This window comes from Diaphorobacter sp. ED-3 (genome assembly GCF_027625375.1).
In the GTDB taxonomy this organism is placed as follows: Bacteria; Pseudomonadota; Gammaproteobacteria; order Burkholderiales; family Burkholderiaceae_C; genus Diaphorobacter; species Diaphorobacter nitroreducens.
This window is the reverse complement of sequence record NZ_CP115182.1, coordinates 3610584-3636721: the sequence shown is the minus strand read 5'-3', so window position 1 is coordinate 3636721 and position 26138 is coordinate 3610584. Positions and strand designations below refer to the sequence as shown.

19 protein-coding genes are annotated in these 26138 nt (G+C 67.6%); 15 read left to right on the top strand and 4 right to left on the bottom strand.

The window, feature by feature from the left end; genetic code table 11:
* Positions 1-59: 59 nt before the first annotated feature.
* Positions 60-1142: an AraC family transcriptional regulator gene (locus tag PCQ86_RS17560; RefSeq protein ID WP_270174332.1), complete on the bottom strand. Its 1083-nt coding sequence runs from the start codon at positions 1140-1142 to the stop codon at positions 60-62.
* A gap of 145 nt (positions 1143-1287) precedes the next feature.
* Here PCQ86_RS17560 and PCQ86_RS17555 point away from each other — a divergent pair, with 145 nt between their 5' ends.
* The 8 genes from PCQ86_RS17555 to PCQ86_RS17520 are packed head-to-tail and all read left to right on the top strand — an operon-like array spanning position 1288 to position 10588.
* Positions 1288-3024, top strand: a complete 1737-nt coding sequence (locus PCQ86_RS17555) for an AMP-binding protein (RefSeq protein ID WP_270174331.1) — start codon at positions 1288-1290, stop codon at positions 3022-3024.
* A 14-nt stretch (positions 3025-3038) separates the two neighbouring features.
* Entirely contained in the window at positions 3039-4643 is a 1605-nt protein-coding gene (locus tag PCQ86_RS17550) for a carboxyl transferase domain-containing protein (protein WP_135148319.1), read from the top strand.
* 9 nt (positions 4644-4652) lie between these two features.
* Entirely contained in the window at positions 4653-5162 is a 510-nt protein-coding gene (locus tag PCQ86_RS17545; RefSeq protein ID WP_270174330.1) for a DinB family protein, read from the top strand.
* Positions 5159-5941: an enoyl-CoA hydratase/isomerase family protein gene (locus tag PCQ86_RS17540; protein ID WP_103738668.1), complete on the top strand. Its 783-nt coding sequence runs from the start codon at positions 5159-5161 to the stop codon at positions 5939-5941. Before PCQ86_RS17545 ends, PCQ86_RS17540 begins: the two co-directional genes overlap by 4 nt.
* 6 nt (positions 5942-5947) lie before the next feature.
* On the top strand, positions 5948-6667 hold the full coding sequence (locus PCQ86_RS17535; protein ID WP_172208630.1) for a DUF4126 domain-containing protein: 720 nt from the start codon (positions 5948-5950) through the stop codon (positions 6665-6667).
* A complete protein-coding gene (locus tag PCQ86_RS17530; RefSeq protein ID WP_047350696.1) occupies positions 6668-8686 on the top strand; it encodes an acetyl/propionyl/methylcrotonyl-CoA carboxylase subunit alpha in 2019 nt (672 codons plus the stop codon).
* Positions 8687-8724: 38 nt separating this feature from the next.
* Positions 8725-9645, top strand: coding sequence for a 2-hydroxyacid dehydrogenase (locus PCQ86_RS17525; protein WP_270174329.1), 921 nt, complete (start codon positions 8725-8727; stop codon positions 9643-9645).
* Between the two features lie 28 nt (positions 9646-9673).
* The gene (locus tag PCQ86_RS17520; protein WP_270174328.1) at positions 9674-10588 is read left to right on the top strand and encodes a hydroxymethylglutaryl-CoA lyase; all 915 of its coding nucleotides are present in this window, start codon (positions 9674-9676) and stop codon (positions 10586-10588) included.
* Positions 10589-10602: 14 nt separating this feature from the next.
* Here the strand turns inward: PCQ86_RS17520 and PCQ86_RS17515 are convergent, their stop codons facing one another.
* Positions 10603-12123, bottom strand: a complete 1521-nt coding sequence (locus PCQ86_RS17515; protein ID WP_270174327.1) for a diguanylate cyclase — start codon at positions 12121-12123, stop codon at positions 10603-10605.
* A gap of 327 nt (positions 12124-12450) precedes the next feature.
* On the opposite strand from PCQ86_RS17515, the gene PCQ86_RS17510 reads away from it, so the two are divergent.
* The 6 genes from PCQ86_RS17510 (at position 12451) to PCQ86_RS17485 (ending at position 17570) form a co-directional block, all read left to right on the top strand.
* Positions 12451-12939 carry a YbaK/EbsC family protein gene (locus PCQ86_RS17510; RefSeq protein WP_270174326.1) on the top strand — a complete coding sequence of 163 codons (489 nt, stop codon included), beginning with the start codon at positions 12451-12453 and terminating at the stop codon, positions 12937-12939.
* Positions 12936-13220, top strand: a complete 285-nt coding sequence (locus PCQ86_RS17505; protein WP_047350700.1) for a DUF1289 domain-containing protein — start codon at positions 12936-12938, stop codon at positions 13218-13220. The genes PCQ86_RS17510 and PCQ86_RS17505 overlap by 4 nt, the downstream gene beginning before the upstream one ends.
* Positions 13217-13870, top strand: a complete 654-nt coding sequence (locus PCQ86_RS17500) for a 2-hydroxychromene-2-carboxylate isomerase (protein ID WP_015914308.1) — start codon at positions 13217-13219, stop codon at positions 13868-13870. Before PCQ86_RS17505 ends, PCQ86_RS17500 begins: the two co-directional genes overlap by 4 nt.
* A 446-nt stretch (positions 13871-14316) precedes the next feature.
* Positions 14317-16011: an MFS transporter gene (locus tag PCQ86_RS17495; RefSeq protein WP_270174325.1), complete on the top strand. Its 1695-nt coding sequence runs from the start codon at positions 14317-14319 to the stop codon at positions 16009-16011.
* A gap of 238 nt (positions 16012-16249) precedes the next feature.
* A complete protein-coding gene (locus PCQ86_RS17490; RefSeq protein WP_270174324.1) occupies positions 16250-17260 on the top strand; it encodes a porin in 1011 nt (336 codons plus the stop codon).
* 142 nt (positions 17261-17402) lie between these two features.
* Positions 17403-17570, top strand: a complete 168-nt coding sequence (locus tag PCQ86_RS17485; protein WP_172734575.1) for a hypothetical protein — start codon at positions 17403-17405, stop codon at positions 17568-17570.
* Positions 17571-17656: 86 nt separating this feature from the next.
* Here the strand turns inward: PCQ86_RS17485 and PCQ86_RS17480 are convergent, their stop codons facing one another.
* Together PCQ86_RS17480 and PCQ86_RS17475 are read right to left on the bottom strand one after the other, a co-directional pair.
* The gene (locus PCQ86_RS17480) at positions 17657-18781 is read right to left on the bottom strand and encodes an ABC transporter substrate-binding protein (protein WP_011806840.1); all 1125 of its coding nucleotides are present in this window, start codon (positions 18779-18781) and stop codon (positions 17657-17659) included.
* A gap of 134 nt (positions 18782-18915) precedes the next feature.
* Positions 18916-20028 (bottom strand): ABC transporter substrate-binding protein, encoded by a 1113-nt coding sequence (locus tag PCQ86_RS17475; RefSeq protein WP_088888310.1) that lies wholly within the window; start codon positions 20026-20028, stop codon positions 18916-18918.
* 158 nt (positions 20029-20186) lie between these two features.
* Between PCQ86_RS17475 and uvrA the strand changes: the two genes are divergently transcribed.
* Positions 20187-26012, top strand: coding sequence for an excinuclease ABC subunit UvrA (gene uvrA / locus PCQ86_RS17470; RefSeq protein WP_270174323.1), 5826 nt, complete (start codon positions 20187-20189; stop codon positions 26010-26012).
* The last annotated feature ends 126 nt before the right edge of the window (positions 26013-26138 follow it).

The window sequence follows — 26138 nt, the reverse complement described above, 5'->3', positions numbered from 1 at the left end:
GAGTATGGTCGTTGTGTTAGGAGCAGAGGTCCAAAATCGTACGCAGACGATGGCGATTCTCACATCCTCACCACCCTCCGAAACTCCGCCGGCGACTGCCCCGTCCACCCCCGAAACGCCCGGATAAAACTCTTCTCGTTCTCAAACCCCGCCGCCTCGGCCACCTGCTTGATGGGGCGCTGCGTACGGTGCAGCAGCCCCACCGCGCGGGTGCGGCGCACCTCGTCCTTCAGGCCCTGCAGCGTGGCGCCTTCTTCCTTCAATTGCCGGTGCAGGGTGCGTGGCGACACATGCAGCAGTGCGGCCAGGGATTCGGCGCTGTGCTGGGGCAGGGCGTGGGCCGGTTGCCCCGGCAGGGGCGCGGCCAGCAGCTGGCGCACGCGCTGCACCAGCAGGCGGTCGCGGCGGTAGTGCAGTACCGTCAGGGGCAGGGCGTGCTGCAGCATCTGGCGCAGGGCCTGCTCGTCGCGGCGCAGGGGCAGGTGCAGATAGCGGGCGTCGAAGTGGATGGCGGTGCGCGGGGCGCTGAAGGTGACGGGGCCGCGGAACAGCACGGCATACGCATCGGCATGCAGCGGCGCGTCAAACGCAAATTCGGCGGCGATGAGGGGGATACGCGAGTCCACCATCCAGCAGGCCAGGCCGTGGGCATTGCGCAGCACGGATACCAGGCAGAACTCGCGCAGCACGCCCAGGTCGCGGGCCTCGGTGATGGCCAGGGTGGCGGTGTCGCCTTGGGTGGTGAGGTGCAGCGCAATGTCGTCCGCCAGCAGGCCGTGGTGGCGGCACCAGCGGGCCAGGGCCACCTGCAGCGTGGGCGAGCTGATGCTGGCGCGCGCCAGCAGGCCGTAGCTGCCCCAGGGCAGGCGGCGGCTGAACCAGCCCAGGGCTTCGTCGTCCAGCTCGCGCATCGCAGCGGCGGACAGCATCTCCATCTGCTGCGCCGTGATGCGGCCCGCAGAGTTGCCAACCTGCTCTGGCGGGATTTGTGCCAGCGCCAGCACCTGCGCCGCGTCCATTCCGCGCGCTGCGTAGGCCTGCACGATGGCCTGCACAAACGCCATGGGCGTGGCGGCAGTGGGTGTAGCGAGGAGTGCGGTGGGTGCGGGCGGTGGCGGCGCGGGGTCAGGGTGGTCGGGCATGCGTGGAGTCTGCAACTCTGTGGCGCAATTTGCAACCTTTCTGACCCATCCCGGTCACCGCGCGTGCGGGGGTGCGGCGTATGCTGTGCAGCCTGTTGCCGGGCCCCGCGCGGGCGCTGGCCCACCCCGACCAGGAGACAAGCCCATGGAACCCGCATCCACCCCATCGGCCGCGTTGAGCCATGCGCGTGGCAGTGCCGCCACCCCCCTCATCGAGCAGACGCTGGGCGACTTCTTCGCCGGCATGGCGCAGCGCCAGCCCACGCGCGAGGCACTGGTCAGCCGCCACCAGGGCCTGCGCTACACCTACGCCGAGCTGCACCAGGCGGCCCGCCAACTGGCTAGCGCGCTGCTGGGCCTGGGGCTCGCCAAGGGCGACCGCATCGGCATCTGGTCGCACAACAATGCCGAATGGGTGCTGATGCAACTGGCCACGGCGCAGGTGGGCCTCATCCTGGTGAACATCAACCCGGCTTACCGCACGGCCGAGGTGGAGTACGCGCTGAACAAGGTCGGCTGCAAGGCGCTGGTGGCCATGCCGCAGTTCAAGACCAGCGACTATCTGGGCATGCTGCGCGAGCTGGCACCCGAGTTGGCCGCGTCCCAGCCCGGCGCACTGCAGGCCGCGCGCCTGCCCACGCTGCGCACGGTGGTGTGGATCGATGCGGCCGGCGCAGGTGTGGCGGGCCAAGGCGACGAACAGCCGGGCATGCTGCGGTTTTCCACGCTGATGGCGCGGGGCGACGCGCAGGACGCGCGCATCGACGCCATTGCCGCCCAGCTGCACAACACCGACCCCATCAACATCCAGTTCACCAGCGGCACCACCGGGTTCCCGAAGGGCGCCACGCTCACGCACCGCAACATCCTGAACAACGGTTTTTTCATCGGCGAGTGCATGCGCCTCACGCCCGAGGACCGGCTGTGCATTCCCGTGCCGCTGTACCACTGCTTCGGCATGGTGCTGGGCAACCTGGCCTGCCTCACGCACGGCAGCACCATCGTGTACCCCAACGACGGCTTCGACGCCCTGACCGTGCTGGAGACCGTGCAGGCCGAGCGCTGCACCGGCCTGCACGGCGTGCCCACCATGTTCATTGCCGAGCTGGACCACCCGCGCTTTGCCGAGTTCGACCTGCGCACCCTGCGTACCGGCATCATGGCTGGCAGCCCGTGCCCGATCGAGGTGATGAAGCGCGTGGTGGGCGACATGCACCTGTCGGAGATCACCATCGCCTATGGCATGACCGAGACCAGCCCCGTGAGCTGCCAGAGCGACGCCGAAACGCCGCTGGCCAAGCGCGTGTCCACCGTGGGCCGCGTGCAGCCGCACCTGGAGGTGAAGATCATCGACCCCGAGACCGGCGCCGTGGTGCCGCGCGGCGAGCGCGGCGAACTGTGCACCCAGGGCTACTCCGTCATGCACGGCTACTGGGGCGACGATGCCAAGACCCGCGAGGCGATCGACGAAGGCGGCTGGATGCACACGGGCGACCTGGCCACCATGGACGACGAGGGCTACGTGAATATCGTCGGCCGCATCAAGGACATGGTGATCCGCGGCGGCGAGAACGTGTACCCGCGCGAGATCGAGGAATTTCTCTACCGCCACCCCATGGTGCAGGACGTGCAGGTGGTGGGCGTGCCCGACCAGCGCTTCGGCGAGGAGCTGTGCGCCTGGATCATCGCCAAGCCCGGCACGCGCCCCAGCGAGGACGACATCCGTGCCTTCTGCAAAGGCCAGATCGCACACTACAAGGTGCCGCGCTACATCCGCTTCGTTACCAGCTTCCCGATGACGGTGACGGGCAAGATCCAGAAGTTCAAGATCCGCGACGTCATGAAAGACGAGCTGGGCCTTGCCGAAGACAAAACCGCTTGAAACGAGCCACCGCCATGATTCTTGAATCCCAACTCAACCCGCGCTCGGCCGACTTTCAGGCCAATGCCGCCGCCATGCGCGCCGTGGTGGAGGACCTGCGCGCCCAGATCGAGCGCGTGTCCCAGGGCGGCGGCGAGGCCGCCCGCGCCAAGCACGTGGCGCGCGGCAAGCTGCTGCCGCGCGAGCGCGTGGAGATGCTGCTGGACCCCGGCACGCCGTTCCTGGAGATCGCCCCGCTGGCAGCCCTCAACATGTACGGCAACGACGCGCCCGGCGCGGGCCTGATCGCGGGCATCGGCAGCGTGGCCGGCATCGCCTGCATGATCGTGTGCAACGACGCCACGGTGAAGGGCGGCACCTACTACCCCATGACGGTGAAGAAGCACCTGCGCGCGCAAGAGATCGCGCAGCAGAACTGCCTGCCGTGCATCTACCTGGTGGACTCGGGCGGCGCCAACCTGCCCAACCAGGACGAGGTCTTCCCCGACCGCGACCACTTCGGCCGCATCTTCTACAACCAGGCCAACATGAGCGCGCAGGGCCTGGCGCAGATCGCCGTGGTCATGGGTTCGTGCACGGCCGGCGGCGCCTACGTGCCGGCCATGAGCGACGAGACCATCATCGTCAAGAACCAGGGCACCATCTTCCTGGGCGGCCCGCCGCTGGTGAAGGCCGCCACGGGCGAGGTCGTCAGCAGCGAAGACCTGGGCGGCGGCGACGTGCACACGCGCCTGTCCGGCGTGGCCGACCACCTGGCACAGAATGACCTGCATGCGCTCTCGCTGGCGCGCGGGGCCGTCAAGAATTTGAATAGAAATCAGCCCGTAGCGCCCGCGGATCAAGCGCCAGTAGCTCCTAAATATGCAGCAGAAGAGCTGTATGGCGTGATCCCCGTGGACACGCGCAAGCCCTTCGACGTGCGCGAGATCATCGCCCGCATCGTGGACGGCAGTGCGTTCGACGAGTTCAAGGCGCGCTACGGCAACACCCTGGTGTGCGGCTTCGCGCGCATCGAGGGCATGGCCGTGGGCATCGTGGCCAACAACGGCATCCTGTTCAGCGAGAGCGCGCAGAAGGGCGCGCACTTCATCGAGCTGTGCTGCCAGCGCAAGATTCCGCTCGTCTTCCTGCAGAACATCACCGGCTTCATGGTCGGGCGCAAGTACGAGAACGAGGGCATCGCCCGCCACGGCGCCAAGATGGTCACGGCGGTGGCCACGGCCAACGTGCCCAAGTTCACGGTGATCATCGGCGGCAGCTTCGGCGCGGGCAACTACGGCATGTGCGGCCGCGCGTACTCGCCGCGCTTTCTGTGGATGTGGCCCAACGCGCGCATCAGCGTGATGGGCGGCGAGCAGGCCGCCAGCGTGCTGGCCACCGTCAAGCGCGACGGCATCGAGGGCAAGGGCGGCAGCTGGAGCATGGAGGAAGAAGAGGCCTTCAAGACGCCCATCCGCCGCCAGTACGAGGAACAGGGCCACCCCTACTACGCCACCGCCCGCCTGTGGGACGACGGCATCATCGACCCCGCCGACACGCGCCGCGTGCTGGCGCTGGCGCTGGCGGCTTCGCGCCATGCGCCGATCGAAGACATGAAGTTCGGCGTGTTCCGCATGTAAGGCGCGTCCATGGATGCCGTCACCCATTTCAGCCTGCTCGCGCGCTACAACGTGTGGGCCACGGCGCGCCTGCTGGCAGCCGTGCAGGTGCTGCCCGAGGCGGACTACCGGCGCGACATGGGCCTGTTCTTTCGCAGCATCCATGGCACGCTCAACCATCTGCTGGTGGGCGAGCACCTGCTGTGGTTCGCGCGCTTTGCCGAAGGCGCGTCGCCCCGCATGGCGCTGGATGCCGAGGTGGAGAGCGATCGCGCGCGCCTGGCCGAGCGGCTACGGGAAGGCGCCGCGCGCTGGGAGCCGCTGATCGCCGGCTTTGCGCCAGCGCGCTGGGAGGGTGCGCTGTCTTACACCACCACGCGCGGCACGCCCGCCGTGCTGCCGTTTGCCGCCACGCTGGCGCATGTGTTCAACCACGGCACGCACCACCGCGGACAGATCACGGCGGCACTCACCGCGCTGGGCCAGCCGTGCCCGACGCTCGACCTTGTCTATTTCCTGCAGAACCCGGATACGCCATGAGCCAGAACCTTTCCATCACCCAGTTGGGCGCGGTGGCGCGCATCACGCTGACGCAGCCCGAAATCCGCAATGCCTTCAGCGACGAAGTGATCGCAGAGATCACCGCGGCCTTCACGGAAGTCGGGGGCCGCGCGGACGTGCGCGCCGTGGTGCTGGCCGCCGAGGGGCCGGCCTTCTGCGCGGGTGCCAATCTGAACTGGATGCGCCGCATGGCCGACTACACGCGGCAAGAGAACCTTGCCGACGCCGCCAAGCTGGCCGAGATGCTGCGCGTGATCTACGAATGCCCCAAGCCCACCGTGGCGCGCGTGCAGGGTGACGTGTACGCCGGCGGCATGGGGCTGGTCGCGGCCTGCGACATGGCGGTGGCGGTCGATACCGCGGGCTTTTGCCTGTCCGAGGTGAAGATCGGCCTGATCCCCGCCACCATCAGCCCCTACGTGATCCGCGCCATGGGCGCGCGCGCCGCGCACCGGTACTTCCTCACGGCGGAACGCTTCAGCGCGGCCGAGGCCCTGCGCATCGGTTTCGTGCACCAAGTGGTCGGCGCAGAGCAGCTCGACGCCCAGGTGGACGAGCTGCTCAAGGCACTGACGGCCGCGAGCCCGAACGCCGTGCGCGCCTGCAAGACGCTGGTGCGCGACGTGGCCGGGCGCGAGATTGACGCCGCACTCATCGCCGCCACGGTGGAGGGCATTGCCGACATCCGCGCGAGCAGCGAGGGCCGCGAGGGCGTGCAGTCGTTCCTGCAAAAGCGCAAGCCGTCCTGGCTGGGCTGATCCGCCATGGACGCGCTCTGGCTCCAGATCGTGCAGTGGCTCCACGGCGTGGGGCTGCATGTCGATGCGGGTGCCGCCCAGGCGGTGGCCGAAGGGGCTGCGCGCGCCACGCAGCAGCTGGACATGCCCGCCCTGCTGGCGCTGGCCGCCGCACTGGGCTGGGCCAGCGGCTTTCGCCTGTACGCCGTGGTGTTCCTGGTGGGCATGATGGGCGTGGCCGGCTGGCTGGCGCTGCCGCCGGGGCTGGCGCTGCTGCAGCACCCGCTGGTGCTGATGGCCAGCGGCTTCATGCTGCTGGTGGAGTTCTTCGCCGACAAGGTGCCCTGGTTCGACAGCGCCTGGGATGCCATCCATGCCTTCATCCGCGTGCCCGCCGGCGCGCTGCTGGCCGCCGGCGTGTTCGGTGCCGACAACGCCACCATGGCGCTGGCCGCGGGGCTGCTGGGCGGCTCGCTCTCGGCCACGGCGCTGGCCACCAAGATGACCACGCGGGCGGCGGCCAACACCTCGCCCGAGCCGTTTTCCAACTGGGGCCTGTCGTTCTTTGAGGACGGCCTGGTCGTCGGCGTGGTCTGGCTGGCTACGCAGTATCCGCTGGCCTTCGGCATTGCGCTGGTGGTGATGCTGGCGTTGTCGGCGCTGCTGCTGGTGGTGCTGTTCAAGTTCCTGCGCGCCGTGCTGCGGCGCATTTCCTCTTTCTTTTCCGATTCCGCCAAGGTGGCCTGAATGTTCCAAAAAATCCTGATTGCCAATCGTGGGGAGATCGCCTGCCGCGTGGCCGCAACCGCCCGCCGCATGGGCGTGAAGACCGTGGCCGTGTACTCCGACGCCGATGCCCAGGCCAAGCACGTGGCCGCCTGCGACGAGGCCGTGCATATCGGCGGCAGCGCCCCCAAGGACAGCTACCTGCGCTGGGAGCGCATCATCGAGGCCGCCCAGGCCACGGGTGCGCAAGCCATCCACCCAGGCTACGGCTTCCTGAGCGAGAACGAAGACTTCGCCCAGGCCTGTGCCGCTGCGGGGCTGGTGTTCATCGGCCCGCCGCCTTCGGCCATCAAGGACATGGGTTTGAAGGCCGAGTCCAAGCAGCTGATGGAGAAGGCGGGCGTGCCGCTGGTGCCTGGCTACCACGGCAAGGACCAGGACCCGCAACTGCTGCAGCGCGAGGCCGACCGTATCGGCTACCCCGTGCTCATCAAGGCCAGCGCCGGTGGCGGCGGCAAGGGCATGCGCCTGGTGGAAAAGAGCGAGGACTTTGCCGCGGCGCTGGCCAGCTGCCAGCGCGAGGCCATCAACAGCTTTGGCGATGATGCCGTGCTGGTCGAGAAATACGTGCTGCGCCCGCGCCACATCGAGATCCAGGTGTTCGGCGACACGCAGGGCAACTGCGTCTATCTGTTCGAGCGCGATTGCTCCGTGCAGCGCCGCCACCAGAAGGTGCTGGAAGAAGCCCCCGCCCCCGGCATGACCGAGGCCCTGCGCCGCCAGATGGGCGAGGCTGCCGTGGCAGCCGCCAAGGCCGTGGGCTACGTGGGCGCGGGCACGGTGGAGTTCATCGTGGAACAGCCCGGCGGCTACGACGCGCCCGAGCAGATGAAGTTCTACTTCATGGAGATGAACACCCGCCTGCAGGTGGAGCACCCCGTGACCGAGGCCATCACCGGCGAAGACCTGGTGGAGTGGCAGCTGTGCGTGGCCAGCGGGCAGCCTTTGCCCAAGCGCCAGGACGAGCTGAAGATCATCGGCCACGCCATCGAGGCGCGTATCTGCGCCGAGAACCCTGACAACAACTTCCTGCCCGCCACCGGCCAGCTGCACGTGTACCGCAAGCCGGCATGCACCAGCTTCGAACGGGGCAGCGTGCGCGTGGATGACGGCGTGCGCGAGGGCGACGCCATCAGCCCCTTCTACGACAGCATGATCGCCAAGCTCATCGTGCACGGCGACACGCGCGCGCAGGCCCTGGCGCGGCTGGACGATGCGCTGGCGCAGACCCACATCGTGGGCCTGGCGACCAACGTGCAGTTCCTGCGCCATGTGGTGAAGAGCGATTCGTTCGCCCAGGCGCGGCTGGACACCGCGCTGATCCCGCGCGAAGAGGCCGTGTTGTTCGGCCAGGAGCGCGTAGGTCTGCCTTTGGCCGCAGCCGCCGCCGTGGCCAGCCAGTTGCAGCGTGAGCAGGCGCAGGAAGGCGCCAATCCGTTCAGCCGCCGCGACGGCTGGCGTTCGCTCGTAGCGTGCCGCCGGCGTTTCGAGTTCGACTTCAATGGCACACATGCCAAGGCCTGGCTGACCTATGAACGCGATGGCGGCTACCAACTGACCGTGGGAGAAGGCGAGGGAGCCGCGCAGGGTCCGCTGGCTTTCACGCCCTGGGCGGGCGGCCTGGACCTGCAATACGCCGGCCAGCGCACCCGCGCAACGGTCTATGCCCAGGGCGAGACCGACCACATCTTCACCCCCCGTGGCGCCACGCGCATCGAGGCATTGGACCTGCTGGCCCATGCGGGCGAAGCCGCCAGCGAGGGCGGGCGTCTCACCGCGCCCATGCCGGGCAAGGTGGTGTCGTTTGCCGTGCAGGCCGGCGACAAGGTGACCAAGGGCCAGCCCCTGGCGGTGATGGAGGCCATGAAGATGGAGCACACCATCGCCGCCCCCGCCGATGGCGTGGTGCAGGAGCTGCTCTACGCGCCAGGCGACCAGGTGGCCGAAGGCGCAGAACTGCTGCGGCTTTCCGCCGAGTGACGGCGGGGGCTTGCCCAGCCGCGGTACGCTCGTTGGCCATGAAGATCACCTTTTGCTGTACCGATACCAAGGCCGAACCCTGGCTGCAGGGGCTGGCCGCCGCCCTGCCGGGAGCCGACATTACCGTCTGGCAACCCGGAGCCCCGCAGGCCGACTACGCCGTGGTCTGGGCACCGCCCCAGCAGTTCATCGACGAACAGCCCGCCTTGCGGGCGCTGTTCAACATCGGCGCGGGGGTGGATGCGCTGCTCAAGCTGCGCCTGCCGCCGTCCGTGCGCGTCGTGCGTCTGGATGACGCCGGCATGGCCGTGCAGATGGCCGAATACGTGTGCCACGCGCTGATCCGGCATTTCCGCGAGTTTGACCAGTACGAGGCCGCCATGCAGGCGGGCCAGTGGAGCTACCGCAAGCCGCGCCTGCGCCAGGACTTCCCCGTGGGCGTGATGGGCCTGGGCGTACTGGGCGAGCGCGTGGCGCGCGCGGTGGCGCAGTTCGACTTTCCCGTGCTCGGCTGGAGCCGCAGTCCGAAGCAGATGGCGGGCGTGCGCTGTTTCAGTGGGCAGGAGGGCTTCAACGAGTTCCTGGCCGCTACCCGCGTGTTGGTCAATCTGCTCCCGCTCACGCCCGAGACGCAGGGCATCATGAACCGCGACACGCTGGCCCGCCTCCTGCCCGGCGCCTACGTGATCAATGTGGCGCGTGGCGCGCACCTGGTCGAGGAGGACCTGCTCGCGCTGATCGGCGCCGGCCATGTGGCGGGCGCCACGCTGGACGTGTTCCGCACCGAGCCGTTGCCGGCCGGGCATCCCTTCTGGGGACATCCCAAGATCACCCTCACACCCCACACTTCGGCACGCACGCTGCGCGACGAGAGCATCGCCCAGATCGCCGGCAAGATCGCGGCGCTCGCGCGCGGCGAGGCCGTGGCCGGCGTGGTGGATGCCGGACGCGGCTACTGACGAATCCCTCACCCAAGGACACCCACCGATGAACCCGAACATCCCCTCCCGCGTCAAGCTTGTGGACGTGGGCCCGCGCGACGGGCTGCAAAATGAGAAGCAGCCGGTGCCGGCGGCCGTCAAGATCGAATTGGTACACCGCCTGCAGCAGGCGGGCCTCAAGGAAATCGAGGTCACCAGCTACGTTTCTCCGAAGTGGGTGCCGCAGATGTCCGACAACCATGAGGTCATGCAAGGCATTACACGCATGCCCGGCGTGCGCTATTCAGTGCTGACGCCCAACCTGAAAGGCTGGGAGGCGGCCGTGCTCGACAAGCCTGACGAGATCGTGGTCTTCGGCGCTGCCAGCGAGGCCTTCAGCCAGAAGAACATCAACTGCAGCATTGCCGAGAGCATCGAGCGCTTCGCCCCCGTGGTCGAAGCCGCGCGCGCCGCTGGCGTATATGTGCGTGGCGCCATGAGCTGCACCGTGGGCTGCCCCTACGAGGGCGAGATTGCGCCCGAGCGCGTGGAATACCTGGCCGGGCTCATGAAGGGCATCGGCGTGCAGCACATCGGCGTGGCCGATACCATTGGCGTGGGTACGCCGCGCAAGGTGCAACGCGCCATCGAGGCAACGCTCAAGCACTACGACCTGAACGACGTGTCCGGCCACTTCCACGACACCTACGGCCAGGCGCTGGCCAACACGCTGGCGGCGCTGGAGCTGGGCGTGTGGCAGTTCGACACGTCCGTGGCCGGCCTGGGCGGCTGTCCCTATGCGAAGGGCGCCACGGGTAACGTGGCCACCGAGGACGTGGTCTACATGCTGCACGGCATGGGCATCGAGACCGGCATCGATCTGGACCAGCTGATCGACGCCGGCGCCTACATCAGCGACTTCCTGGGCCGCAAGCCGCAGTCGCGCGTGGCCGTGGCGGTGCTCACCAAGCGCAAGGGCTGAGCGGCCAGCCGGCGTCAGGCCAACGGCAGAGCCGGCGCTGCCGGGTGCTGCGCCGCGTCCTTGTGCGCCTGCTTGGCCTGGTACATGCGCTGGTCGGCGCAGCGCATCAGCTCCGTCAGCGTGGGGCCGTCCTGCGGGCTGTGCGCAACGCCCGTGCTGCCGCCCACGCACAGTTCCTGGTGCTGGAAGTACACCGGCTGGCAGATAGCCAGCTCCAGATACTTGACCAGCGCCGTCAGGTCGTCGCCCGCGGGCGCGTGGGCCAGCATGACCACGAACTCGTCGCCGCCCAGCCGGGCCACGATGTCGCCGGACCGCGTGTGCGTCTGCAGCCGTGTGGCAACGGCGCGCAGCACCTCGTCGCCGGCGTCATGGCCATAGGTGTCGTTGATGGGTTTGAAGCGGTCCAGGTCGAGCAGCAGCAGGGCGTGCGTGCCCCCTTCCGACAGTAGTTGCGTTGCGCCCTGGGTCAGCCCCATGCGGTTGGTCAGGCCCGTGAGAGGGTCGGTGGTCGCGGCCTTGGCCAGATGGTCCGCGCGCAGCCGCAGGGCGATCTGGGAGGCGTTCAGGCTGTCGATGCGGGTGCTCAACGCAACGGCGAACACCACCATCTCGGCCGCCACGCCGATCTGCAGGCCGTTGGCGAGCATGAAGGGCGCGTCGATCACCTTCCAGTTGCTCAGCACCACGCCGGCCACCGTGACGAACAGCAGCGCCTGCGCGCCCAGGTACCAGCGCGCGGGCGTGAAGCCCCGGCGCAGCACCAGAATGGCCGCGAGCGACGCGGCCGCGATGCCGGCGCTGGCCAGCAGTTCGTTCTGCGTCTGGGCGATGGCAAATTGCCCGAGCCCGCCGAGCACGGCGGTGAGCGCCGCCAGCAGGCCGATTGCCACCAGCACTCCGTCCATCAAGGGCGTCTGCCGGGTGTCCAGGAAACTGCGCGTGAACAGCGCGCCGAAGAACAGCCACAGGCTGGGCAATACGAAATAGCTGCGCTCCTGCCACCACGGCGCGTCGCCCCGCAGGTAATGGGCCGTGTGGCCGTTGAAGGTGGCCAGCGTCAACAGCGCGAAGATGCACTGGCCGACGTGGAAGGTGTACGTGGTGTCCCGGAAGATGCCCACGAGCGTGAGGTTGTAGACCAGCAGTGCGATCAGGATGCCGTAGCAGATGCCGTCGAACAGCCGCTTGTGCTGGCGCCATTGCAGGTATTCGGCCGTGTCCCAGACGGACAGGTCGAAGGACGGCGCCGTCTCGCTGTACAGCCGGGCGTAGACCGTGTAGGTGCCCGGGCCCGGGGGCTGCAGGCGCATGAGGTAGCGCTCGCTGCCCAGGGGCCGCGTGGCGAAGGGCTGCGCCAGGCCCGTATGCACTGGCGGCGCAAGCGCCGTGCCCGACGCATCGAACGGGCCGTAGAACCGCACGTCCTGCAAAGACGTGGTCTGGGTGGCCAGCACCCAGTCGCCGCTGGCCGCGCGCTGCTCCAGGACCACTTTGAACCAGTGGTAGGCCGGTGTGGCCCCGCGCAGCGGCATGCGGGGGGGGCGGGCCGAAGCGCGCATCGGTAGCCGCTGCGCGCACATCGTCGATGGAGAGGGTGCCCAGGTCGTCCACGAGCCACAAAAGCTGGCCGGTGCTTCCCAGCGATAGGCCCTTGCGGTGATCGTCCAGCACCGCAGGGGCGCCACCGGCCCAGGCCAGTTTGCCGACGAGAAGCCACAAGAGCAGGCAGGCGCGAAGCAGGTTCATGGACAATGGATGGCAGCTATCACGCTGTAACCCCGCCTGGGGCTTGTGGTTGCGCCGAGGCACTCCGCATCCGTGCGTGCGCTTCGCCGTCCCAGGCCCCGGATTGCCCTGTTATGCACGCATTACCTGAAAGCACCCAGCGGGTGGCTGCCGAGTTGCAGCGCCTGCGCCACCCCCACGCGCCGCGCATGCTTGACGACGCCGCGCGCACCGCGCAGCAGGCGGCTGACGGGCTGGGCGTGGCGCTGGGGCAGATCGCCAAGAGCATCATCTTCCGGCGCAAGAGCGATGACGCAGCCGTGCTGGTGGTTACCTCCGGTGACCGGCGCGTGGACGAGAAGAAGGTCGACGCCCTCGTGGGCAAGACGTGCCGCGCCGACGCGGAGTTCGTCAAGGCCAAGACCGGATTCGCCATCGGCGGCGTCTCGCCCGTGGCCCATTCCACCGCGCCTGTCACCCTCATCGACCGCGAGCTGTTCCGCTTCGATGTGATCTGGGCTGCCGCCGGCCATCCCCACGGCGTGTTCCAGTTGAGTCCGCACGATCTGCAGCGGCTCACCGGTGCCCCGGTGGCTGACGTGGTGCAGGAGGCCAGCGCATGAGCGACGCCGCAGTGAATGCTTCTGAATTAATAGCTGCTCGCGCTGGTGAAATAAGCGCTAGAGGCCAATTTGGCTTAAATTCCCAGGAGCCGGTTCCGTCGCCCTGTGTGTCGGTCTGCCGCATGACGGCCGACCGCAGCCATTGCGAGGGGTGCTTCCGTACGATCGACGAGATCCGCGCCTGGTCGCAAGCCGATGGCGCCGCGCGCCGCGCGATCTGGACCGCCGCATTGCAACGCGCGGGGGTGGACCTTCCCGAAGAGTTGGAGCCACTGGCATGAAGCACATCACGTTCTACCTGGATTTCGTCTCGCCGTACGCGTGGCTGGCCTTCGAGCGGCTGCCGCAGGTACTGGAGGGGCTGAGCTACCACCTGCACTACAAGCCGGTGTTGTTGGGCGCGCTGCTGCAGCAGCATGCCAACCCCGGGCCGGCCGGCGTGCCGCCCAAGCGCGACTGGACGTACCGGCACGCCACCTGGCTGGGCCATGCGCTGGGCTGCGGTCTGGACATGCCGGCGCGCCACCCCTTCAATCCGCTGCCGTTGCTGCGCCAGGCGCTGGCGTGCAGCGACGATGGCACGGTCAACCGCTATGTCGCCGGCACCGTGCTGCGGCATGTCTGGCTGGGTGGGCAGGATGCGCTGGACCCCGCGCGCCTGGACGTGCTGGCGCAGGCCCTGGCAGAGCAGTTGCGGCCCGACGCCGAAGGCGCGGGCGCCCTGCCCAAGGCCCTGCTGCGCGCCAACACGGACGAGGCGTCGGCCCGTGGCGTGTTTGGCGTGCCGGCCTTTGAGGTGGAGGGGCGCCTGTTCTGGGGGCTCGACAGCCTGCCCATGTTGCGCGCCTACCTGGACGGCGACGCGTGGTTTGACGGGCCGGCATGGGATGCGGCCCCCGCGGTGCCATCGGGCCTGCCTTCCGTGCGCTGAAGCGCATTCCTCGGCAGCGGCCGACGGGGCCGCGGCAGGCGTTCCAAGGCGCCGCAGACAGCGTTCTGCGGCGCCTTTTTGCATGGGGCCGTGCCCAGCACTGTGCGGCGGGTGTGGGTTTGTCATGCGTCAAGGGTTTGTCCTAGGGAGGGCAAACCCTGGCGAAAAACTGCGGGGTTACCCGTGTCTGGTGCCGTGCGCGGGACTCACCGCAGCCTCGCGCAGTCCAATTTTTCGCATCAAGAAAAACGATCTGCGGGTTGCCACGGAGTTTGTCAGATGGCCGTAAGACTGGGGTGGCGGCAGCGTTTGGCGCATGTCAGCTTTCGGTCAGATGGCGGCCCGATATTGCGTCGCAAGCACCGCAGAGTGCTTCAGATCGTCGGTTTTTCGCGCTTTCTTACGCGCATTTTCGATTCCATCCCAATAAGCAGGAGACAGCATTCATGGCTACCAGCACTGCATACGCCGGCCGCCCCGGCGCTGCCCCCCGACCGATGTCGGCGGAAGAAAAGAAGGTGATCTTCGCCTCGTCCCTCGGCACCGTGTTCGAGTGGTACGACTTCTACCTCTACGGCTCGCTCGCGGCCATCATTGCCAAGCAGTTCTTCAGCGGGCTGGATGCTGGCGCGGCGTTCATCTTCGCGCTGCTGGCCTTCGCGGCCGGCTTCCTGGTGCGCCCGTTCGGCGCGCTGGTGTTCGGCCGCCTGGGCGACATGATCGGGCGCAAGTACACCTTCCTGGTGACCATCCTGATCATGGGCATCTCGACCTTCATCGTCGGCGTGCTGCCCAGCTACGCCAGCATCGGCATCGCGGCACCGGTCATCCTGATCGCGCTGCGCATGCTGCAAGGCCTGGCGCTGGGCGGTGAATACGGCGGTGCGGCCACCTACGTGGCCGAGCACGCCCCGCACGGCCGCCGTGGTGCCTACACCTCGTGGATCCAGACCACGGCCACGCTGGGCCTGTTCCTGTCGCTGCTGGTCATCCTGGGCACGCGCACCGCCATGGGCGAGGCGGCGTTCAACGACTGGGGCTGGCGCATTCCGTTCCTGGTGTCGATCCTGCTGCTGGGCATCTCGGTGTGGATCCGCTTGTCGCTGTCCGAGTCGCCCGCCTTCCAGAAGATGAAGGCCGAGGGCAAGACCTCCAAGGCGCCCCTGTCCGAATCGTTCGGCCAGTGGAAGAACCTGAAGATCGTGATCCTGGCGCTGGTGGGCCTGACGGCTGGTCAGGCCGTGGTCTGGTACACCGGCCAGTTCTACGCGCTGTTCTTCCTGACGCAGCAACTCAAGGTGGACGCCGTCACGGCCAACCTGATGATCGCCGCGGCCCTGCTGATCGGCACCCCGTTCTTCGTGGTGTTCGGCTCGCTGTCCGACAAGATCGGCCGCAAGCCCATCATCATGCTGGGTTGCGTGCTGGCCGTGCTGACCTACTTCCCGGCCTTCAAGATGCTGACGGAAGCCGCCAACCCCGACCTGGCCAAGGCCCAGGCGACAGCGGGTGTCGTGGTGATCGCCGATCCCGCCACCTGCTCGTTCCAGGGCAACCCCGTGGCACGCGAGATCGACTTCAAGAGCTCCTGCGACATCGCCAAGCGTTACCTGGTGCAGAACTCGGTGAGCTATGAGAACGTGGCCGGCCCCGCGGGCTCGCCCGCGGTCGTGAAGATCGGCGAAAAGACCATCACCGCGCCCACCGGCAACGTGGTCAACCACAAGTTCGACGAGGCAAGCGTGAAGGCCATCGCCGCCTTCAAGAAGGAGATGGCCGAATACCTGAAGCTCGCCGGCTACCCCTCCAAGGCCGATCCCGCCAAGATGAACAAGGTGATGATGATCGTCATCCTGACGTATCTGGTGATCCTGGTGACCATGGTGTACGGCCCCATCGCGGCCATGCTGGTGGAACTGTTCCCCACGCGCATCCGCTATACCTCCATGAGCCTGCCGTACCACATTGGCAATGGCTGGTTCGGCGGCCTGCTGCCCACGACATCGTTCGCCATCGTGGCGTCCACCGGCAATATGTATAACGGCTTGTGGTACCCCATCATCATCGCCGGCATGACGGCAGTGATCGGCACGCTGTTCATCCGCGAAACCAAGGACGTGGACATCTACGCCAACGACTGACCTCGTTCCGCTCTTTTGTCAGGGTTTTCCCTGGCTGAGCCCTGCCGCCACACCTTTGCCTGTGCGAAAGTGTGGCGGCAATACGTCAGGGGTATTACAGGCGGGACTTTCCCCTGTGTTGGCCCAGATGGTTACACCTAGAATTTGCGCCGTAGCTGCACATTGTGCTAACCGGCTCCCTGCGGGCGGCGAGCTGTGCCTACCACAACTGATGGACACAAGCATTCAAGGAACTCAAATGCAAAAACCAAGTCGTTTGCTGCTCGCTACCCTGGCTCTGCTGGGTACTTCCGCTGTTTTCGCGCAAAGCAGCGTGACCCTGTACGGCCGCGTGAACACGTCGGTGGAACGCCAGAAGGTCGGCGGTACCAGCAACACCGTCATGCAGAACAACTCCTCGCGCTTCGGCTTCAAGGGCACTGAGGACCTGGGCGGCGGCCTGAAGGCCGGCTTCCAGCTGGAAAGCGGCTTCAACTCCGATACCGGCACGGGCTCGGGCTGGACCCACCCCACGACCGGCATGACCTTCGCCCGCCAGAGCGAAGTGAACCTGTCCGGCGGCTTCGGCATGATCCGCCTGGGCAACTTCATGCCCGAGTCCTATTTCGCCACCGCCGACTACGTGAGCATGCACAACCATGACACGGGCACGTCTTCGGACGCTCTGTACTACGATCCCGTGTGGTTCGGCGGCCTGAGCACCACCAACAAGATCGGCTATCGCACGCCCAGCTTCGGTGGGCTGACGGTCGACGCTTCCGTCTCGTTGCATGAGAAAAACGCTGCCATTCCGCAAAAGAATGGCTATGACCTGGCTGCCAACTACAACATCGGCGCGCTGAACCTGGGCGCCGGCTACAGCCAAGTGGACAGCAATCGCCAGCTGGGCCTGCGCGCGTTGTACACCTTCGGCCAGTTCGTCGTGGGTGGCTACTACCAGCGTAACAAGGACGACAACCAGCTCCTCGCCACGGGCGCAGGCAACCGCAACAACTTCCGCCTGGCGGGCGCCTACATGATGGGTGCTTCCGAGTTCCACGTGAACGTGGGCCGCGCCGGCAAGTGGAGCGACATTGCCGACAGCTCCGCTACGCAGTGGACCCTGGGCTACAACTACAACTTCAGCAAGCGCACCAAGGTGTACGCTTTCTACACGAAGGTGGACAACAAGGCAGGTGCTACCTACATGACGGGCGCCGCCGGCCAGGACTTCAGCTCGCTGGCGCTGGGCGTTCGCCACAACTTCTGATGCACCGGCAGCGTAAGCTGCCTGCAATGCAAGCCTGATTCAATGGAGTCGGGCTTGCGATCAGACAGGCCTCACACGATGGTGTGAGGCTTTTTTATTGGTGCCGCCCTTTTCCGTCGACAACAATTTTCAGGAGATGAGCATGTGGAAGATCGTGGTGGGTTTCGTGGTGTTCGCAGTGATCATGCTGTTCGTGATCATGAAGGCAGGAGACCAGGTGGACATGAGCGGTGAAAAGCATGGGGTGGAAGCGACGCACGTGCCCGAGTCCGCAGCTGCTCCCGCATCCGGCGCCAGCGCAGCGCAGTGAACCGGCCCCACCCATCCAAAACGCGGAGCCAGGCTCCGCGTTTTGGATGGGGCGGTGGACTCCGCCGCCGTGGCGTTACGACCCGCTCAGCGCTGGAATCGGCCGTCCGCTCCGATGATGGACAGGTCGGCGAAGTCCAGCCCCGAGTGTTCCTTTGCGCTGTAGGAAAGCTCCAGGCCCCCCAGGTCGAATTTGCTCAGGCTTTCCAGGGCCGCGTGCAGCCGCGCACGGTCCGGCTTGGGGCCGGCGCGGCGCAGGCCCTCGGCCAGCACCTTGGCGTTCACGAAGCCCTCGACCATGGCCGGAGTGAGTTCCTTCAGCCCCTGCGCCTTCGCCAATTCCAGGGCTTCCTTGATCACCGGGTAGTTCAGCGACCGCTCGGACGGAAAGACCTGCGTGACGATGACGCCGCGCGCTTGGTCGCCCAGCGCCTTGGTGAAGCCCCCCGACGCATTGTTTGACAGCGTGACGATCTGCCCGCCCACGCCGGCCGCGCGCAGTGCCTTGATGCCGTCCACGACCGCCGCGCCCGTGCCGATGAAGATGACGGCCTGAGGTTCCTGCGCACGCACGCGCGGGGCGATGGCTGAGAAATCGGGCTTCGCCCGGTCGAACTTCTCCACGAACAAGGCGGGCAGCTTGTTGTTCTGCAGGCCCTTTTGCGCACCGGCCAGGCCGTCCTGGCCGAAGGCGTCATCCACATGCACGATGCCGATGCGCTGAACTCCCAGCAGCGCAAGGTGGGCGATGGCTTTCTCCACCTCGCGCTGGTAGGGCGCGCGGACGTTGAAGATATTGCGGGAAACGGGCTGGTGCAGCGCCATGGCGCCCGTGGAGGGCCCCACCAGCGGCACGCCGTACTTGTCCAGCAGCGCAACAATGCCCTGGGTGTGGGGTGTGCCGCGCGTCATGAACAGTGCCAGCACACCCTTGTCCTCGATGAGCGTGCGGGCGTTGTCCTGCGTCAGCTTGGGGTCGAACTTGTCGTCGAGCGCGACGAGTTCGATCTTCTGCCCGTTCACGCCGCCGCGGGCGTTGACGTGGTCCAGGTACAGCGACGCGCCCAGCATCGATTCCTTGACGGTTGCCGCCGCGGACCCGGTGATGCCGACGGTCTGACCCACGAGCAACTGCGCGTGGGCCAATGATGAGGCCGCACTGACCACCGCCAGGGCGCACGCTGCGCCCCACTTCTTCCAATGTGTCTTCATGAGGTGTCTCTTCCCTGTGTATTTGCGCGCGAGTGCGAGCAGGGGCGAGTGTATCGGCGGCAGCCTACGCTGGAATGACGTGCCGCAGACGCCGCGCGATCACCCGGGCGGCGTCTGACCTCACGAAAAGGGCTTCAGCGGCGGAACTTGCCGTCCGTGCCGATGATGGAAAGATCGGCGAAGTCCAGGCCCGTGTGATCGTCGGGGCCGTAGGAGATGTCCAGCCCGCCCAGATCGAACTTCTGGATGGATTCCAGGGCCGTCTGAATCTTCTCGCGCGACGGCTTCGGGCCGGCGCGGCGCAGGCCTTCGACCAGCACCTTGGCGGCGGCAAAACCTTCGAGCATGGCCGGGCTGACCTCGGTCATTCCCTTGGCCTTGGCCAGGTCGATAGCTTCCTTGACCAGCGGGAAGGTCAGGCTGCGCTCGTTCGGGTAGACCTGCGTGACGATCACGCCGCGGGCATTTTCGCCCAGGCTCTTGATGAAGCCGCCCGAGGCATTGTTGGACAGCGTGACCACCTGTGCCGTGGAGCCCGCCTGGCGCAGCGCGTTGTAGCCATCCACCACCGACGTGCCCGAGGCGACCATCAGGACGGCCTGGGCCTGCGCCTGGGAGATCTTGGCCACCAGCGGGGTGAAGTCCGGCTTGGCGCGATTGAACTTCTCCAGCACCACGGGCTGCAGCTTGGCCTGGGCCAGGCCTTTTTGCGCGCCCGTCACGCCATCGGCGCCGAAGCTGTCGTCCGCATACAGCACGGCGATGCGCGTGATGCCCATCGAGGCCAGGTGGGTCATGGCCTTCTCGGCCTCGCGCTGGTAGGTGGCGCGCACGTTGAAGATGTGCTTGCGCACCGGCTGGTGCAGCACCATGGCGCCCGTGGACGGGCCCACCAGGGCCACGCCATGCTTGTCCAGGTGCGGGATCATGGATTCGGTGTGGGGCGTGCCGCGCGTGAGGAACATGACATGCACGTTCTTGTCCTCGATCAGCGTGCGCGCGTTCTCGCCGGCGGTCTTGGGGTCGAACTTGTCGTCCATCGAGATCAGTTCGATCTTCTGCCCGTGCACTCCGCCCTTGCCATTGACCGCGTCCAGGAACAGCTTGGCGCCCTGCGTGGTCTCCTGCACCCCTGCGGCCACCTGGCCGGAGAACCCGGCCGTCTGCCCCACCAGGATCTGTGCATGGCTTGCGCCCAGCGTTGCGCCCAGGACCAGGGCGGCCCCCCATTTATGCCATGGCTGCATGGCGTCTCCTCTCTTTGGTTGTTGGTGCGGCGCAGTCTAACGGATAGGGCCGGATGCGCCATCACCTGCGTGACCGGCTGTGGTGTGGTGTCCACCCGGTCGATGCGGAATCCGGCTCGTCCCTAGAATGTTCCGCCTCATTGCAGAAAGACCCGCTCATGACCCAGGGACTGATCCGTATCCACGGCGCGCGCCAGCACAACCTCAAGAACATCGACCTGGACATCCGCACGGGCGAGCTCACCGTGGTCACCGGTCCCAGCGGCTCCGGCAAGTCCAGCCTGGTGTTCGACACGCTGTATGCCGAGGGCCAGCGCCGCTATGTGGAGACCTTCAGCGCCTACGCGCGCCAGTTCCTGGACCGCATGGACAAGCCCGCCGTGGACAAGGTGGAGGGCGTGCCCCCGGCCATCGCCATCGACCAGACCAACCCGGTGCGCTCGTCGCGCTCCACCGTGGGCACGATGACCGAGCTGAACGACCACCTCAAGCTGCTGTTCGCGCGCGCTGGCCAGCTCTTCGACCGCGAGACGGCGCTGCCCGTGCGCCACGATTCGCCGGACACCATCCATGCCGAGTTGCAGCGGCGCTGCGCCGCCGAGGGCGACCCGCGCATCGTGCTCACTTTTCCCGTGGAACTGCCCGCGGGCACCACCGCGGAACAGCTGGAGCAATGGCTGTCGGCCAGTGGCTTCACCAAGGTGCAGGCCGAGCGCGAGGTGGCCACGCCCACCGGCCCGCGCAAGCTGCTGGACGTGGTGGCCGACCGCTTCCGCATGGGCAACGTGGAGCGCGCGCGCGCGGTCGAGGCGATCGAGGTCGCGCTCAAGCGCGGCGGGGGGCGGCTCAATGTCTATCGCCTGCGGGACGATGGCGAAGCGGACCTGTGGCGCTTCTCCACCGGCCTGCATTGCCCCGAGAGCGACCTGCGCTACGCCGAACCCATCGCGTCCATGTTCTCGTTCAACTCCGCCGTGGGCGCCTGCGACACCTGCCGGGGCTTCGGCCGCGTGATCGGCGTGGACTACGGCCTGGTCATTCCCAACGACAAGCTCACGCTGCGCGCCGGTGCGATCAAGACCATCCAGACCCCCGCCTGGAAAGAAGCGCAGGACGACCTCATGCGCCACGCCGAGGCCGCCGGTATCCCGCGCGACACACCCTGGTACAAGCTCACCGCGGAGCAAAAGCACTGGGTGATCGAAGGCACACCCGGCTTCAAGAACGGCAACTGGAACAAGCAGTGGTACGGCATCCGCCGCTTCTTCGAGTACCTGGAGAGCAAGGCCTACAAGATGCACATCCGCGTGCTGCTGTCCAAGTACCGCAGCTACACGCCATGCCCGGTGTGCGCCGGCGCGCGCCTGAAGACCGAGAGCCTGCTGTGGCGGCTGGGCAGCAAGGAGGACGCCGATGCCGTGCTCGACCCCGCGCAGCGCTTCCTGCCGCAGGGCGTGGCCTGGACGCGCGCGCAGCTGGAGGCGCTGCCCGGCCTGTGCCTGCACGACCTGATGTTGCTGCCCATCGACCGCCTGCGGCGCTTCTTCGCGCGCATGGCGGGTGTGCAGAATGCTCCTGTTTCAATAGCTGGTGGCGCTCTACAGGTAAGCGCTACAGGCCAAAACGACTCTCAGGCTGGCGATCGTCAGGCGCTGCAGCTGCTGCATGACGAGATCGCCACGCGCCTCAAGTACCTGTGCGACGTGGGCATCGGCTACCTCACGCTGGACCGGCAAAGCCGCACGCTGTCGGGTGGCGAGGTGCAGCGCATCAACCTCACCACGGCGTTGGGCACCTCGCTGGTGAACACGCTGTTCGTGCTGGATGAGCCCAGCATCGGCCTGCACCCGCGCGACATGCACCGCATCACCGAGGCCATGCTGCGCCTGCGCGACGCGGGCAACACGCTGGTGGTGGTGGAGCACGACCCCGCCGTGATGCTCGCGGCCGACCGCGTCCTCGACTTCGGCCCGGGGCCCGGCGAGCGCGGCGGACGGATCGTGTTCGACGGCACGGTGGGCGAGTTGCGCCGCGCGCCCACGCTGACCGGCCAGTACCTCGGCGGGCACAAACAGATCGGCACCGGGCTCAAGCGCCTGGTGACGGATGCGACGCCGCGCCTGGTGCTGGAGGGTGCGCGCGAGCACAACCTGCGCGATGTGAGCGTGGAGTTCCCGCTGCAGCGCCTGGTCACCATCACCGGCGTGTCGGGCTCGGGCAAGTCCACGCTGATCCAGGACGTGCTGGCGCCCGCGCTCATGCGCCACTTCGGCAAGGCCACGGAGACGCCCGGCGCGCATGAGCGCCTGCTGGGCGCCGACCACCTGAGCGACGTGGTGTTCGTGGACCAGTCGCCCATTGGCAAGACGGCGCGCTCCAACCCCGTGAGCTATGTGGGTGCGTGGGATGCCATCCGCGAGCTGTTCGCCGTGGCGCCGCTGGCCCGCGAACGCAGCTACACCGCGGCCAAGTTCAGCTTCAACTCGGGCGACGGGCGCTGCCCCACCTGCGGCGGCTCGGGTTTCGAGCATGTGGAGATGCAGTTCCTGTCGGACGTGTACCTGCGCTGCCCCGACTGCGACGGCAAGCGCTACCGGCCCGAGATCCTGGAGGTGCGCATCGAACGCGGTGGCAGGCTGTTCAACGTGGCGGACGTACTGGATCTCACCGTGCACGAGGCGGCAGAGCTGTTTGCGAAAGACCGCGAGGTGATCCGCGCGCTGCAGCCCATCGTGGACGTGGGGCTGGAGTACGTGAAGCTGGGCCAGCCTGTGCCCACGCTGAGCGGTGGCGAGGCGCAGCGCCTGAAGCTGGCGGGCTTCCTGGCCGAGGCGGCCCGGAGCCAGGCCAAGTCGCGCCAGCCGCTGGCCCGCAAGGGCACGCTGTTCCTGTTCGACGAGCCCACCACCGGCCTGCACTTCGACGACATCGCCAAGCTCATGCGCGCGCTGCGCAAGCTGCTGGACGCGGGGCATTCGCTCATCGTCATCGAGCACAACCTGGACGTGATCCGCGCCAGCGACTGGCTCATCGACCTGGGGCCCGAAGGCGGCGACGCCGGCGGCCAGGTGGTGGCCGAGGGCGCACCCGAGGAGGTGCGCCAGCACCCCACGTCGCACACCGCGCAAGCGCTGCGCGAGTACGAACTGGCGCTGGGCGAGGGCGGCCATTCGGTGCACGAGCAGCAGGCGGTGCTACGAAAAGAGAAGCTGCTCGCGCTGGATGGAAAAGCGCCAGAGGCCAAAAACGCCATAGAGATCGTGAACGCGCGTGAGCACAACCTGCGGCACCTCACGCTGGACATTCCTCGCGGCCGGTTCAACGTGATCACGGGCGTGAGCGGCTCGGGCAAGTCCACGCTGGCGTTCGACATCCTGTTCAACGAGGGCCAGCGCCGCTACCTGGAGAGCCTGAACGCCTACGCCCGCAGCATCGTGCAGCCGGCCGGGCGGCCCGAGGTGGACGCGGTGTACGGCATACCGCCCACCGTGGCCATCGAGCAGCGCCTGTCGCGCGGCGGGCGCAAGAGCACCGTGGGCACGACCACCGAGGTGTGGCATTTCCTGCGCCTGCTGTATGTGAAGCTGGGCGTGCAGCACTGCGTGCACGACGGCGCGGCGGTGCAGCCACAGACCAGCGAGAGCATCGCCGCGCAACTGCTGCGCGACTACCGCGGCCAGCACATCGGCCTGCTCGCGCCCCTGGTCGTGAACCGCAAGGGCGTCTATACCGAACTGGCCGACTGGGCGCGCCCGCGTGGCTACACCCACCTGCGCGTGGACGGCCACTTCCTGCCGACCGCGGGTTTTCCGCGCATCGACCGCTTCAAGGAGCACACCATTGAGCTGCCCGTGGCCAGCGTGGACGTGTCGCCGGAGCATGAAGACACGCTGCGCACGCAACTGTCCAAGGCGCTGGAGCTGGGCAAGGGCGTGGTGCATGTGCTGAGCGGCCTGGACGGCCTGCAGCAGGCGCTGCAGGACGGAGCGCCCACGGCACACATCGGGCGGCTGCAGGTGTTTTCCACCAAGCGCGCCTGCCCCGTGTGCGCCACCAGCTATGCCGAGCTGGACCCGCGCCTGTTCTCCTACAACAGCAAGCATGGCTGGTGCCCCGACTGCGTGGGCACGGGCGTCAAGCTCACATCGGCGCAGCGCAAGGTGTTGGACGACTCCGTGCAGTCGGAGGACAACCGCGGCCGCGAGCAAACCTTTTCCGAGCCCGAAGTGGAGGACGTGGCCGACGCCGCCTGTCCCACCTGCCAGGGCACGCGCCTGAACCCGGTGGCGCGCGCCGTGCGGTTCGCCGGCACGCCGATCACCGAGGTGGCGCGCCTGTCGGTGGCCGAGGTGCGGCAGTGGATCGCCGGGCTGCAGCTGTCGGGGCGCGAGGCGGAGATTGCGCGCGACCTTGTGCCCGAGATCCAGAGCCGGCTGGAATTCCTGGAGGAAGTCGGGCTGTCCTACCTCACGCTGGACCGCGGCGCGCCCACGCTCAGCGGCGGCGAGGCGCAGCGCATCCGCCTGGCGGCGCAGCTGGGCAGCAACCTGCAGGGCGTGTGCTATGTGCTGGACGAGCCGACCATCGGCCTGCACGCGCGCGACAACCAGATCCTGCTGAACGCCCTGCACAAGCTCGGCGACAAGGGCAACACCCTGGTGGTGGTGGAGCACGACGAGGACACCATCCGCCGCGCCGACCACATCATCGACATCGGCCCCAGCGCGGGCAAGCGCGGCGGGCGCCTGGTGGCCCAGGGCACGGTGGCCGACGTGCAGGCGGCTGCGGACTCGCAGACCGGCCGCTACCTGCTGCATGCCATGCGCCACCCGCTGCAGGCGCGTCGTCCGGTAGATGCTATTGAAAAAGTAGCTGATGGCGCCCATCCGGCGGGCGCTGGAGGCCAAAACGATGCGGAACCCCTGCGCTGGCTCACCGTGCACGGCGCGCACCTTCACAACCTGCAGCAGGTCACTGCACGCGTGCCGCTGCAGCGGCTGGTGGCCGTCACGGGCGTGAGCGGCTCGGGCAAGTCCACGCTGGCGCGCGACGTGTTGCTGGCCAACGTGGCCGCCTGGGTGGGCCAGCGCGCCACCAAGGCCGGGCGCGACGCCATGGATGCGGGCAAGGCGCCGCCGCTGGCTGGCTGCACCGGCCTGTCGGGCTTCGAGACCATCGACCGCGTGCTGGAGGTGGACCAGACGCCCATCGGCAAGACGCCGCGCAGTTGCCCCGCCACCTACATCGGCTTCTGGGACACCATCCGCAAGTTGTTCGCCGAGACGCTGGAGGCCAAGGCGCGGGGCTATGCGCCCGGGCGCTTCAGCTTCAACACCGGCGAGGGGCGCTGCCCGGCCTGCGAAGGGCAGGGCGTGCGCACCATCGAGATGAGCTTCCTGCCCGATGTGAAGGTGCCCTGCGAGGTCTGCCACGGCGCGCGCTTCAACCCCGAGACGCTGGCCGTCACCTGGCGCGGCAAGAGCATCGGCGATGTGCTGCAGCTGGAGGTGGACGAGGCCGTGGAGTTCTTCGCCAGCATGCCCGGCATTGCCCACCCACTGCAGCTCTTGAAGGACGTGGGCCTGGGCTACCTCACGCTGGGCCAGCCCAGCCCCACGCTCAGCGGCGGCGAGGCACAGCGCATCAAGCTGGTGACCGAGCTCACCAAGGTGCGCGACGACGTAGGCCGGCGCGGGCAGAAAAGCCCGCACACGCTCTACGTGCTGGATGAGCCCACCGTGGGCCTGCACATGGCCGACGTGCACAAGCTCATCCAGGTGCTGCACCGCCTGGTGAACGGCGGCCACAGCGTGGTCGTGATCGAGCACGACCTGGACGTGATTGCCGAGGCCGACTGGATCATTGACCTGGGCCCCGAAGGCGGCAAGGACGGCGGGCGCATCGTGGCCGCGGCCACGCCGGAGGACGTGGTGCGCCAGGGCACGCACACCGGCAAGGCGCTGGCACCGGTGTTGGCGCGCTGACCGGGCCGCGGGGGCTTTTCCTACAGGGTGCGGCGTGCGTGGCTCACACGCCGCCCCTGGGCGCGCTTTCTAGGATCGAACCCATGTTGCCAGCACGCGTTGCTGGCGGTGTTCAACCCCCAACAG

What these genes read in the sequence shown, in the direction of transcription:
- PCQ86_RS17530 (WP_047350696.1), top strand. Translation starts at nt 6,668, where the DNA reads ATGTTCCAAAAAATCCTGATTGCCAATCGTGGGGAGATCGCCTGCCGC.
- PCQ86_RS17560 (WP_270174332.1), bottom strand. Translation starts at nt 1,142, where the DNA reads ATGCCCGACCACCCTGACCCCGCGCCGCCACCGCCCGCACCCACCGCA.
- PCQ86_RS17535 (WP_172208630.1), top strand. Translation starts at nt 5,948, where the DNA reads ATGGACGCGCTCTGGCTCCAGATCGTGCAGTGGCTCCACGGCGTGGGG.
- PCQ86_RS17520 (WP_270174328.1), top strand. Translation starts at nt 9,674, where the DNA reads ATGAACCCGAACATCCCCTCCCGCGTCAAGCTTGTGGACGTGGGCCCG.
- PCQ86_RS17490 (WP_270174324.1), top strand. Translation starts at nt 16,250, where the DNA reads ATGCAAAAACCAAGTCGTTTGCTGCTCGCTACCCTGGCTCTGCTGGGT.
- PCQ86_RS17510 (WP_270174326.1), top strand. Translation starts at nt 12,451, where the DNA reads ATGCACGCATTACCTGAAAGCACCCAGCGGGTGGCTGCCGAGTTGCAG.
- PCQ86_RS17475 (WP_088888310.1), bottom strand. Translation starts at nt 20,028, where the DNA reads ATGCAGCCATGGCATAAATGGGGGGCCGCCCTGGTCCTGGGCGCAACG.
- PCQ86_RS17555 (WP_270174331.1), top strand. Translation starts at nt 1,288, where the DNA reads ATGGAACCCGCATCCACCCCATCGGCCGCGTTGAGCCATGCGCGTGGC.
- uvrA (WP_270174323.1), top strand. Translation starts at nt 20,187, where the DNA reads ATGACCCAGGGACTGATCCGTATCCACGGCGCGCGCCAGCACAACCTC.
- PCQ86_RS17515 (WP_270174327.1), bottom strand. Translation starts at nt 12,123, where the DNA reads ATGCCGCTGCGCGGGGCCACACCGGCCTACCACTGGTTCAAAGTGGTC.
- PCQ86_RS17505 (WP_047350700.1), top strand. Translation starts at nt 12,936, where the DNA reads ATGAGCGACGCCGCAGTGAATGCTTCTGAATTAATAGCTGCTCGCGCT.
- PCQ86_RS17500 (WP_015914308.1), top strand. Translation starts at nt 13,217, where the DNA reads ATGAAGCACATCACGTTCTACCTGGATTTCGTCTCGCCGTACGCGTGG.
- PCQ86_RS17495 (WP_270174325.1), top strand. Translation starts at nt 14,317, where the DNA reads ATGGCTACCAGCACTGCATACGCCGGCCGCCCCGGCGCTGCCCCCCGA.
- PCQ86_RS17545 (WP_270174330.1), top strand. Translation starts at nt 4,653, where the DNA reads ATGGATGCCGTCACCCATTTCAGCCTGCTCGCGCGCTACAACGTGTGG.
- PCQ86_RS17480 (WP_011806840.1), bottom strand. Translation starts at nt 18,781, where the DNA reads ATGAAGACACATTGGAAGAAGTGGGGCGCAGCGTGCGCCCTGGCGGTG.
- PCQ86_RS17485 (WP_172734575.1), top strand. Translation starts at nt 17,403, where the DNA reads ATGTGGAAGATCGTGGTGGGTTTCGTGGTGTTCGCAGTGATCATGCTG.
- PCQ86_RS17540 (WP_103738668.1), top strand. Translation starts at nt 5,159, where the DNA reads ATGAGCCAGAACCTTTCCATCACCCAGTTGGGCGCGGTGGCGCGCATC.
- PCQ86_RS17550 (WP_135148319.1), top strand. Translation starts at nt 3,039, where the DNA reads ATGATTCTTGAATCCCAACTCAACCCGCGCTCGGCCGACTTTCAGGCC.
- PCQ86_RS17525 (WP_270174329.1), top strand. Translation starts at nt 8,725, where the DNA reads ATGAAGATCACCTTTTGCTGTACCGATACCAAGGCCGAACCCTGGCTG.